The 11,349-nt window shown below is 43.3% G+C and carries 7 protein-coding genes and 1 pseudogene; 6 read left to right on the top strand and 2 right to left on the bottom strand.

Features of this window, described 5'->3' with window-relative positions; all coding sequences use genetic code 11:
• Positions 1 to 67 precede the first annotated feature (67 nt).
• Positions 68 to 982: pseudogene (locus tag F6K52_RS23665) on the bottom strand (DUF790 family protein); the annotation flags it as partial.
• Positions 983 to 1,224: 242 nt separating this feature from the next.
• On the opposite strand from F6K52_RS23665, the gene F6K52_RS23660 reads away from it, so the two are divergent.
• The 5 genes from F6K52_RS23660 to F6K52_RS23640 all read left to right on the top strand — a co-directional run bounded on the left by F6K52_RS23660 (position 1,225) and on the right by F6K52_RS23640 (position 7,120).
• A complete protein-coding gene (locus F6K52_RS23660; RefSeq protein WP_293083594.1) occupies positions 1,225 to 1,506 on the top strand; it encodes a hypothetical protein in 282 nt (93 codons plus the stop codon).
• Between the two features lie 299 nt (positions 1,507 to 1,805).
• Complete coding sequence (locus tag F6K52_RS23655; RefSeq protein WP_293083591.1) at positions 1,806 to 1,940, top strand: hypothetical protein; 135 nt, start codon at positions 1,806 to 1,808, stop codon at positions 1,938 to 1,940.
• A 21-nt stretch (positions 1,941 to 1,961) separates the two neighbouring features.
• Positions 1,962 to 2,993, top strand: coding sequence for a UDP-glucose 4-epimerase GalE (galE, locus tag F6K52_RS23650; protein WP_293083588.1), 1,032 nt, complete (start codon positions 1,962 to 1,964; stop codon positions 2,991 to 2,993).
• A 789-nt stretch (positions 2,994 to 3,782) separates the two neighbouring features.
• Entirely contained in the window at positions 3,783 to 4,940 is a 1,158-nt protein-coding gene (locus F6K52_RS23645; RefSeq protein ID WP_293083585.1) for a glycosyltransferase family 4 protein, read from the top strand.
• A gap of 143 nt (positions 4,941 to 5,083) precedes the next feature.
• Entirely contained in the window at positions 5,084 to 7,120 is a 2,037-nt protein-coding gene (locus F6K52_RS23640) for an ABC transporter ATP-binding protein (protein WP_293083582.1), read from the top strand.
• 377 nt (positions 7,121 to 7,497) lie between these two features.
• Here the strand turns inward: F6K52_RS23640 and F6K52_RS23635 are convergent, their stop codons facing one another.
• Positions 7,498 to 7,803, bottom strand: coding sequence for an H-type lectin domain-containing protein (locus F6K52_RS23635; RefSeq protein WP_293083580.1), 306 nt, complete (start codon positions 7,801 to 7,803; stop codon positions 7,498 to 7,500).
• Between the two features lie 491 nt (positions 7,804 to 8,294).
• On the opposite strand from F6K52_RS23635, the gene F6K52_RS23630 reads away from it, so the two are divergent.
• On the top strand, positions 8,295 to 10,742 hold the full coding sequence (locus F6K52_RS23630) for a GH116 family glycosyl hydrolase (RefSeq protein WP_293083577.1): 2,448 nt from the start codon (positions 8,295 to 8,297) through the stop codon (positions 10,740 to 10,742).
• Positions 10,743 to 11,349: the final 607 nt, after the last annotated feature.

Genomic DNA, 11,349 nt, shown 5'->3' with positions numbered 1-11,349 from the left:
CCATTCAGTTTTCTGAGATTCCCAACGCTTAGCAAAGGAAGCCTCTAACATACTGTCGTAGGGTTTACCAGGGGGATAGTGAGTCTTCCCAACGCTTAGCAAAGGAAGCCTCTAACATACTGTCGTAGGGTTTACCAGGGGGATAGTGAGTCACCAAGCCACAGCGGTCATTAAGGCTAAAATGCCCCGTCTTGATCGTACCGCTGTAAGAGTCACGGCTTTGTAAGGTCGCCTTGAGACTCCATTTAGTAACGTGTAGTAAAGCTGGAATAAGTTTAGCGATCGCTAAACCATAGCGAGTACTAGGCTTAAATAAACTAGTCGGTCCATCAATAGTAATCGTGAAGCCATGGTCCGCATCCCCTTCAATGTAAGTCATCAACTGAAACAACTTCAAATAGCGGATTAATAGCTTATACTCCCCTGGAACATTCCGGTGAGCATTCAGAGTCATCTCAGATGCCCGGTAAAAAACACCCTGGACTTGAGATAAATTATAGCGATGCAGTAATGCCTCTGGTGCTGGGTGATCAAACTGAGTCAGAATACGATTTTCTTGTAAATCCGCATAAAGTCCTTTAGAAATTTGTTCAGGCAACACTTCCTGATTTAATTCCTTAGATAAAGCAGTGCTCACGCTTTCTAGAGTCTCCTGAGTTGCCTGACGACTAGGAACAGATTGAGCTGCCAGAGCAAAGACTCGTTGCCGGAGTTCCTTAGGGTCTATGGGGCTAACAACTTCAAAGGTACTGAAGCTCGTTTTAAGAATATGGGCTAAACCTCGTTTAACCCGGTAGTCAGGGCTATCTCCTTCCCAATCGGACAACTTACGGTCTAGTTCCCCTTGGGTGGTACCAGTAGCCTCAATAAAGCAGCAGATTAACTCAGCTGCCATAGCACAGGTCTGATTGTTAATCAGCAATCGTTTGGGAATGATTTCTTCGCCATTTTGTCTACTAATTAGCAAATCAGTCGGTAGCATTAATAATTAAGTCGTTTTTTTCTTTCTTTGCTGTGATATCTTGCTTTCATTGGCGGTGTCATGATAAAAGTAAACGGGTAAAGACACTGCCAGGTTGCCTGGTAAAGAGAATAAATGGTCAAGGAGGTTTTCAGCCAACTGTCTTTTTCTACCATCAAAATTTATTCTTTACTCGAAATACTTCCTTTGACCCTAACCCTTAAGGTTGGCTCGATTGAATTATACAGAGGTGCTAAATAACCATGAAAACTGCTCTATCCCCAGAAACCCTTTTTTTCAGTTCCCATCGACTAAACCATAAATCAGTGGCGTCTACAGCTGAACGCCAATCCAAGCTGGACATAGAGACAATAGTAAACCAGATGATTAACAGGGGTCAATTGAGCCGTCAAGAGTATGTACAGCTGACGAGTGCCTTCCTCTGCGATTACAATATAAGCGACGCAGAACGCCACCAGATTAATCGGATATTTGATAATGTTCAGACTGGTCGTGTCAAATTAGTTGATTATCAAGTTAGTTAATTAGAGACCCACAGTGACAACGACCCACACTTTCCTATCTTGAAAGTGTGGGATTAAAACCAAACCTGTATTATGAGCCTCAGGGTTTCGTGAAGCCATCGATCTTGGTTGTGATTATCTTAGACATACTACCTTAGCCCAGACTATATCAGCACTCCGCCCTGAGGCTCCTTATGGATGGGACATTGTTTTAATTTTTGTTTTCAAAGCGCGTCTGACAGGCATTGAATCCCACAACCCCCTTACCCCTAAAACGTGGGGCTTGAAGCCAGAATAATTAACCGGCACAATAAATCAGCTTGACTATTGCGTCAGAATTAGGTTTAAGCATCACCAAATCAACTCTGGCATCTGTGAATGGGATGGCTATTGTACCGAAGTTTGCGGAATTACAAGCTATCCCAGGGAATAATTTGGTAAAAGCAAAAATCTAGTAAGAGCAGCGAGGTATTCAAGTGTCGCAATCCAAAGCAACTGTGCTAGTTACAGGGGGTGCAGGATATATTGGCTCCCATGCTGTATTAGCTCTCTTGGAAGCTGGCTACGAAGTGGTGGTTCTAGACAATTTAGTCTATGGTCATCGAGACATAGTCGAAGATGTTCTCAAGGTGAAGTTAGTTGTCGGTGATACCAATGACCGAGTATTACTCGACAATCTCTTTAGTGACTATGATATCAGTGCAGTAATGCACTTTGCTGCCTATGCCTACGTAGGAGAGTCGGTAACTGACCCTGGTAAATATTACCGCAATAATGTTACCGGGACACTAACACTCCTGGAAGCTATGGTAGCAGCATCTATTAAGAAATTAGTCTTTTCCTCTACCTGTGCTACCTACGGGGTACCAAAAACTGTACCGATTCCAGAAGACCATCCCCAAAACCCCATTAATCCCTATGGGGCTAGTAAATTAATGGTAGAGCGGATTTTATCCGATTTCCATACCGCCTATGATTTTAAATCCGTAACCTTCCGCTATTTTAATGCTGCTGGTGCTGACCCAGAGGGTAGGCTAGGAGAAGATCATAGCCCCGAAACCCACCTTATCCCCTTAGTGCTGCTTACTGCTTTAGGTAAACGGGAGTCCATATCCATTTTTGGTACCGATTATCCCACTGCTGACGGAACTTGTATTCGGGACTATATTCACGTCAAGGATTTAGCCTCTGCTCATGTTTTGGGGTTGGACTATCTATTAAAGGGTGGGGATAGTGAAATCTTTAACTTAGGTAATGGCAACGGCTTCTCAGTCAAAGAAGTCATTGAGGCAGCCAGACTTGTAACGAAACAAGAGATCAAAGCTATAGAATGCGATCGCCGTGCTGGTGATCCGCCCGCTTTGGTCGGTAGTAGTGATAAAGCCAGAAAAGTTCTGGGTTGGTATCCCGAATATTCCGATATAAACACCATCTTGTCGAACGCCTGGCAATGGCATCAGAAGCGCCATGGGGTCAAGGATGCTGGCCTTAGGGTTCCCGCAGCATAAAGGATGAAGGATTAATGATGTTAGGCTTAGGGGTTCCATGTAAGGTATATTAAACGATTAACTATAATCGCCTAATAAAACGATGGAGTAGGAACATAGGGACAGGGTTGGCGATTGGCTGGATGTACCGGTGCGCTTACAGTCGTCCAATTAAATTCGCCACGGGTCGCACCGCAATGATAAACCTTTACTTCCCTGTATTCCCTCTGTTTCCTTTCTTTCCCTTCTTACCTATATTCTAAATTTCTATCTACCACACCCCTGAAACGTTAAACGCTTTAGGGGTTAGTGTCGTTCGTCGATTTTTTGTTTGATTAGATTAGGGTGTGGAAAGCGTGATAGTTGATCACACCTGAGATTATAGCACTTGAAACGGGAATACTGATTTTGTGCGCCATTTTCCATTTCCCTGATTAAAGTGTTTATCTGGCAAAGTGTCAATCACCCCACCGAAATCGAAAGGTAATGGTTGGTCTTCCTGAGATTTGACCCTTAGCACTAAGGGTTTAGCTGGTAAGCACTTCCTTTATAAATCCCGAGTTCGGATTATCGGATAATTCCATAATTATGAGTGACCATTAGTAGGGTGGGCAAAGTAATCTAATCATGAATACTCACCCATAACCAAATGGTTCTTGCCCACCCTACAAGCTCTCCCGACTCCCAACTTCCTCTTTAGTGACCATTAGTGCGTGGTAATTGGGATATCTTGCTAAACCCAAGGGGACTAATCACTTTCACACGAGAAGTTGATCACAATATATCGTGTACCAGTTTTATCCAAATCCGATGAACAAAAAAGTTTCCCTAGTTGTTAGTGACTTGTCCGGTGGTGGTGCTATCCGGGCATTTTTGCTCGGACAAGTCCTGAAAAAGCTTAACTATGCCATAGAGATTGTGGGATTTATGTTTGGGAAGGAGTTATATGCCACTCCTCCCTCTGGTTTTACCATTACTTCCGTCCCTGGTGGTAAATATCCTGGAGTCTTAACCGCTGCCGGAGACCTGTTAAAAAAAATAGATGGCGATATTATCTATGCCGTAAAACCCAAACCCACCAGTTTTGGTCTGTCTGTGCTGAAAAAGTTTACTAGCCGTCGTCCAATCATCCTGGATATGGATGATTGGGAACTAAGTTGGTATGGTGGCGACCAATGGCAGTATCGTCCGAGTCTTAAACAGTTCGGTAGGGATATTCTTACCAAAGATGGTCAATTGAGATATCCAGACCATCCCCTCTATATCAAATGGCTAGAAAAGTTTGTCAATTATGCCGACGCTATCACTATAGATACTCAGTTTCTCAAGGAACGCTTCGGTGGTGTTTATCTATCCAATGGTAAAGATACCGATCTGTTTGACCCGAAGCACTATGACCCAGAACTCAGCCGCAAGCGTTATGGGTTATCGGAGTATCGGGTGCTAATGTTTCCTGGTGCGCCACGACCCCACAAAGGAGTTGAAGATGTTTTAATAGCGCTAGAGTATCTCAATCAGCCAGACTTAAGATTGGTGATTGTCGGAGGCAGTCCCTATGATGATTATGATCAACAACTGATCAAAAAATGGGGGCGTTGGATTATTAAATTGCCAAGAACCCCAGTCGAAGAAATGCCAGAGGTTCTGTCAGCAGCTCATATTGTGGTGGTTCCCCAGCGAGATACTCTGGCGGCTAGAGCTCAGTTTCCCTTAAAATTGACAGATGGGATGGCAATGGCTAAACCAGTTTTGTCTACCTGTGTTGGGGATATCCCGACAATTTTAGGCGATACCGGTTATCTGGTTGAGCCTAGTTCGCCACAACAACTAGCTCAGGAGATTCAACAGATATTTCAAAATCCAGATGTTGCCAATCATAAAGGACTTGAAGCCAGGGAGCTATGTGTGAAATACCATAGTGTTGATGCCATGGCGGCAGTTCTTGCAGATGTTATTGCTGATTTATAATCTGCTACGCTGTTCAACCTATAATTTGGCTCACTAACTAACAGCTTTTTTGTTGACTGTTTATACTTGAATGGAGCATAAGTAAGTCTTCTCCTATACCAACAGTCAACAGTCAACACTCAACCATAAAAAAAACAGTAATCATGTCTCCTAATCGATTACTCCTTAGCTACGCACTACGGCATCCTATCTTGATTGTCTTGACTGTCCTGCTGGGATTTTCCAGTGCCATGTTTAATAGTGTCGGTACAACCATAATTGTGCCGTTAGTCCTGGAATTTTTAGGTCAAAAGAAACTAGATTTAAGCAAAGCCCCGCCTATAATTGAGAAAACCATGGGTTTTTTTGAGGGCTTTGAAGGGGGCGATCGCTTGCTGTTCATGGTACTGGTAGTGCTCTTAGCCATTGTCCTGAAAAATGTAGCTAACTATGTCAATATCTTAGTGTCTACCGATTTATCCAAAAAATTAATTAATACCTTTCGTAAAGAAGGGATTAAATTACTCCTGGATGTGGATCTAGATTTTTATGCCAAAACCAAAATTGGTGATATTATAAATCGAATTAGTCAAGAAATTGGTCGAGCCGCCAATGCCATTAAAATTGCTATCCAATTATTTACGACGGCCATCACCATTTTTGTATTTGTATTTCTTCTAATCTCGATTTCGTGGCAACTCACTATTGCAACAAGCATTCTATTGCTTGGTGTATTCATTATTAATCAATTTTTTGTTAAGCGCTCTAAAAAATTTGGTAAAATCCTATCAGATAAATCCCGAGGATATTCAGGAGCATTACTAGAAATATTAACAGGAATTAGGTTAATTAAATCAGTTAGTAATGAACAAGATGAATATCAACGAATTGAAAAATTTATTGATGAACGTGAACATGCTGAATTTCAATCTCAAGCTAATTTTGCGGCAATTAACCCCATTAATGAAGTCTCGGGAATATTGGCAATTTTAGCCATAGTCTTTGTGGGAAAAAATTTCCTGTTGCAAGATAGTTCAGCAGAAGAACTGGAAGCGATCTCTACTGTTTTGGGGATTTATTTATTCTTACTATTCCGTTTGTTACCAGTAATCAGTCAGTTAAATGGGCAAAGAAGTCGGTTTGCTAATGTGTCTGCTAGTACGGCAATCGTGGCTGATTTTTTGCGCAGAGACAACAAACCGATCATGAGCAGTGGCAAAAATATCTACACCAAGCTATCCCAAGAAATTCGCATTGAAAATCTCTCGTTTGCCTATCCTGGTCATCAGGATTCGGTACTCAATGGGGTTAATTTGTCGATTCCTAAAGGCACTACTATGGCATTGGTAGGTGCTTCCGGTGCCGGTAAGTCAACCTTGGCAGATTTGTTGCCACGATTTTATGACCCAGTTGAAGGACGAATCACTATCGATGGCAAAGATTTGAAGGATTACGATATCGGTTCCCTCAGACAAGCGATGGGGGTTGTCAGTCAGGATACGTTTTTATTTAATAATTCGGTGCGCAACAATATTGCTTATGGAATGAAAGATGTTACCGAGGAAGATATTATTGGAGCAGCGAAACGAGCCAATGCCTATGAATTTATCATGCAATTACCCCAAGGGTTTGATACCAAAGTAGGCGATCGCGGTGTAATGTTATCCGGTGGACAACGTCAACGCATGGCCATTGCCCGGGCACTGCTGCGGAATCCAGATATTTTAATTTTAGATGAAGCAACCAGTGCCTTAGATACGGTTTCCGAACGGCTAGTACAACAAGCTATTGATGAACTCTGTCGCGATCGCACAACGGTAGTGATTGCTCACCGACTGTCTACGATCCAAAAAGCTCATCAAATCGTGGTTATGGACAAAGGGCAAGTGGTTGAGATTGGCACCCATGAAGAACTGCTGAAGAAGGAGGGTTACTACTCTCGTTTGTACAAGATGCAGTTTGAGCACAATAGCGATGGAGAGGTTAAAAATGTCGTCAAAAAGGAGTTAGTCAAGACCTCCCATGAAGTGCGAACTCACCTAACCCCAATGATTGTTTGCTTGCAGTTAGTGGTTAATGACCTAGTGGATAGCCCTCAGGAACGTCATGAATTAACTGAAGAAGCCTATCACTCAGCAGTTCGTCTGCTTAAAACGTTGGAGTATTTAGAAGAAAACTCAACTATAAAATCCATAGCCTGACCTGAGTTAGTAAGCATTCAGCGGTCAGCGGTCAGCTATTAGCATAAGCGCTACGCGCACGCGTGCGCGTTCAGCTATCAGCATAAGCGCTACGCGCACGCGTGCGCGTTCAGCTATCAGCCATTAGCTTATGCGCTATGGGCACGCTACTTTACGAACAGCTTTTGAATACAATAAGCTGACCACTAACGGCTGACGGCTGACAGCTGACGGCTGTTCGCGCAGCGTGCGCGTAGCGCTTATGCTTAGCTTAGTTATAAGGGTTTGAGCTTGCTATTAAATGAATCTAGGGTTAATTTGGGACTGTATCTTCCCTAAACTCATTTGCCTCAAAGCCTTATCTACTAAGCTTTTTAGGGCTCATTTCACCCACTAAGCTACACCTCACCAACAGCAATAAAGCTGAAACCACTATCTTCAGGACGATCGGGTGTTGAAGTTTGGCATACGAAGTAATTAGGTCGAATATCAACGACTGAAATAGACATTTGAAAACTTAGCCAAGAATGCCCAGAAATTGTACAGGTTACTCCAGGAATTTCTGCAAATGGCTGATCAAACACCACAAAGTAAATCCCGTCCCGCTTTTTGTCAACCTTGAAGCCTTTACCAGATAAAATATCGCCGTTTTCCCTAACAACACCGAAGATATGAGTGTCATGCTCATCATGAGATGTAACCATTGTTTAAACTAACTCCTGTTAGATTGACTGTTTATAAAGGGTTGTAGGAAAAAAGAATTGATTACATTCTTTGGTTTCACTACACATGGCGATTTTAGTAAGTAGTGGGACAAAAGTAAACGGCACTATATAGCAGTTTTAAATGATTCGTGAAATATATTGGCTAAAGTGAACGCTATAACCTTTTACCAGCAATGATTCCAGATTTGTCTGATTTTATAAATGATTTAGAATTGCTATATTATTAACTTTTATAAAATCCAGCGATTGCGCTACGCGCAGGCTACGCCAACGCTCTCAAGGGCAACGATTGTATATCTTAATTAAACTTATTAATAAAGCTACCTTGATCAGGGTAAACGCATCTTATAAATATATTCCAAATGCCGTCATGACCATCATCCAAGCAGATCAGTGGCGTGGCTAGGGGCTGTTGGTTGACCCAACTGACTAAAGCAGCTATAGTTAGGTGAGCATATGACAATCAGGGAATGATCTATCAACAACCACGCCCAAAAATTCCTGAGTGTAGCTGGCAACGCCCCCTAGGACTAGGCTGGGATAACCCTTATACTGTCCGTTACCCAAGTAATCTTGATGATGGTCCCTGGCATGGCATGCCCTTGGGTGGATTTGGCGCTGGTTGTATTGGTCGCTCTCCCCGAGGAGATTTTAATTTATGGCACTTGGATGGGGGAGAACACATCTTTAAAAGCCTCCCCCCTTGTCAATTTAGTGTATTTGAGCAACCAGAGCATTCTCAGCCGATGGCTTATGGGTTATGCACTCAACCACCAGAGGATGGTAAGCTAGGCTCTTGGCAATGGTATCCAACCCAAGGCAAAGGTGAAGAAAACAGCTCAGAGGTTTCTGGTCACTACTATGCTTTGTATCCTCGCAGTTGGTTTACCTATAAAAATGTCTTTCAGACTGAACTAACCTGTGAGCAGTTTTCTCCGATTTGGGCAGGATGTTATCAGGAAAGTAGTTACCCAGTGGCGGTGTTTGAGTGGACCGCTCACAACCCTACTGATACTCCGATTACCGTTAGCATCATGCTCACTTGGCAGAATATAGTGGGTTGGTTTACCAATGCGATTAAAAATCCGGAGGTGCGGGTAAGGGATGATGGCAGCCCGGTGTATGAGTACCAGCCTCGGTGGGGAGATAGTACGGGGAATTTGAATCAGTGGATTGTGGATCACTATCGGGTCGGATTTGTTCTAGACCGGGTGAGACTGGGGGATGAGATTAAAGAAGGGGAAGGGCAATTGTGCCTGGCTACAGTTACTAATCCCAGTATGGAGGTGTTTTACCACGGTCGCTGGAATCCAGTGGGTGATGGTGCTGAGGTTTGGGATACCTTTGCTACGGATGGTAGCTTGGTAGACCATCAAGATGAAACCCCAGCCGCACCAGGAGAACAAATTGCCTGCGCGATCGCAATTCGCTTTACCCTTCGTCCAGGTAAAACCCGCAAAATTCCCTTTATTCTGACTTGGGACTTCCCGGTGACAGAATTTAAATTAGGTATTAACTATTACCGGAGATACACGGACTTTTTTGGACGCAACGGTAATAATGGTTGGTCAATGGTGCGCACTGCTCTCAAGCACCATGATCTGTGGCGAGAAAAAATTGAATCATGGCAAGAACCGATTTTAAATCAGCATGATTTACCCAATTGGTTCAAGATGGCCTTGTTTAATGAGCTTTACTTGCTCACGGATGGCGGTACTCTCTGGACAGCAGCAACTGAACTTGACCCCATTGGACAGTTTGGTGTACTAGAATGTCTAGATTACCGTTGGTACGAAAGCCTGGATGTACGGCTCTATGGTTCTTTTGCCCTAGCAATGCTGTGGCCGAAACTGGATAAAGCGGTGCTAGAAGCCTTTGCCCGAGCTATCCCGACCAGCGATGAAACAATACGTATTATTGGCTACAATCAATCTCAAGCTGTACGTAAAATTGCGGATGCTACTCCCCATGACCTAGGAGCTCCCAATGAGCATCCTTGGCAACAGACTAATTACACTAGCTACCAGGATTGTAACCAGTGGAAGGATTTAGCCAGTGACTTTGTTTTACAAGTCTATCGGGATTTTGTTTTTTATAGCGCTACAGATATAGAGTTTTTGTGGGAGTGCTGGTCATCCATTGTCAAGGCACTGGCTTATCTCAAGGGGTTTGACCAAGATGGAGATGGGATACCAGAAAACTATGGGGCACCAGATCAGACCTTTGATGATTGGCGATTGCAGGGAGTAAGTGCTTACTGTGGAGGGTTGTGGTTAGCGGCCTTGGAGAGTGCGATCGCAATTGGAGAAATTTTGACCAAGAATTATCCACCAACATCCCCATTAGTAGAAGTACCTGAGCTAGAGTCCATTCAAGACACCATTGAGTGCTATCGCCAATGGTTAGCACAAGCCCAGCCAATTTATCAAAAAAAGCTGTGGAATGGTCAGTACTATCAACTAGATAGTGAAAGTGGATCAGATGTGGTGATGGCAGACCAGTTGTGTGGTCAATTTTATGCTCAGTTACTGGGATTACCGGATATAGTACCACCAGAGTGTACTCTCTCAGCCCTCCAGACTGTTTATGATGCCTGTTTTTTAAAGTTCCATGAGGGTCAACTTGGAGCAGTTAATGGAGTCAGACCCGATGGCACACCAGAAGATCCCGATGCGACTCATCCGATGGAAGTGTGGACAGGAATTAATTTTGGATTAGCAGCATTTCTGATTCAGCAAGGCATGAAAGATGAAGCTTTACGTATGACTGAAGCAGTGGTAAGGCAGGTTTATGATCATGGCTTGCAATTTAGGACACCAGAAGCGATTACAGCAGCAGGGACATTCCGAGCTAGTCACTATTTGCGAGCCATGGGGATTTGGGCAGTTTATTTAATCCTTAATGATAATACCAACTAGAACAAGACAGGTAAGAGCGGGGGTTGTTTACCCTTAGTTATGGGATTAGTTATCCGATGCTCCTTGGCCTTGGCCTATTGGCCACGCGGGGCGCGTTTGGGCCACGCGGGGCGCGTTTGGAGCCGCTACGCGACCGCAACGGCCACACTATAAGCGAAATGGGCTAATTACTAGTTAGTCAACAGAAAATCCTATAGCGAAATTGCCTAATGTCCTGATGATGAACTGACCAATAAGAAGGTTGCTAAGGGAGCAAGCCTGATTGACATTACAAGCTACAAAAGCTTGGGTATCATCAGGATGATAGTTAATTTTATTGCTGTTTCGGTAAATTTTTTACCTGGTTGACTTAATTTTTTCTCTGCCAGGGAATATTTTAACATAGTGAAACCAACCTTGGCAATAATTTGCTTTGGTTTCGCTACTATTCAACTGCTCTCTACATAAAATCAAGGGTTTTAGGAGTAAAGTCAGTCAACTAGATTTGTTACTTATAACCATTGAGCTATCAGCACAACAGCCTTAGTTTTTCAATAAATGAAAACTTAAGAATTTTGGCTAGGGCAACGAAGAAATGAATTATCTTCCAAAACCTTGGCTTTTGGGC

It is taken from the genome of Moorena sp. SIO3H5 (assembly GCF_010692395.1).
Lineage (GTDB): Bacteria > Cyanobacteriota > Cyanobacteriia > Cyanobacteriales > Coleofasciculaceae > Moorena.
Note: the sequence above shows the minus strand (reverse complement) of the source record. Positions and strands in the feature narration are given on the sequence as shown.

Excerpts from the sequence above, each read along its gene's own strand:
- F6K52_RS23635 (WP_293083580.1), bottom strand. The coding sequence starts at position 7,803 with ATGGTTACATCTCATGATGAGCATGACACTCATATCTTCGGTGTTGTT.
- F6K52_RS23630 (WP_293083577.1), top strand. The coding sequence starts at position 8,295 with ATGATCTATCAACAACCACGCCCAAAAATTCCTGAGTGTAGCTGGCAA.
- F6K52_RS23645 (WP_293083585.1), top strand. The coding sequence starts at position 3,783 with ATGAACAAAAAAGTTTCCCTAGTTGTTAGTGACTTGTCCGGTGGTGGT.
- F6K52_RS23660 (WP_293083594.1), top strand. The coding sequence starts at position 1,225 with ATGAAAACTGCTCTATCCCCAGAAACCCTTTTTTTCAGTTCCCATCGA.
- F6K52_RS23640 (WP_293083582.1), top strand. The coding sequence starts at position 5,084 with ATGTCTCCTAATCGATTACTCCTTAGCTACGCACTACGGCATCCTATC.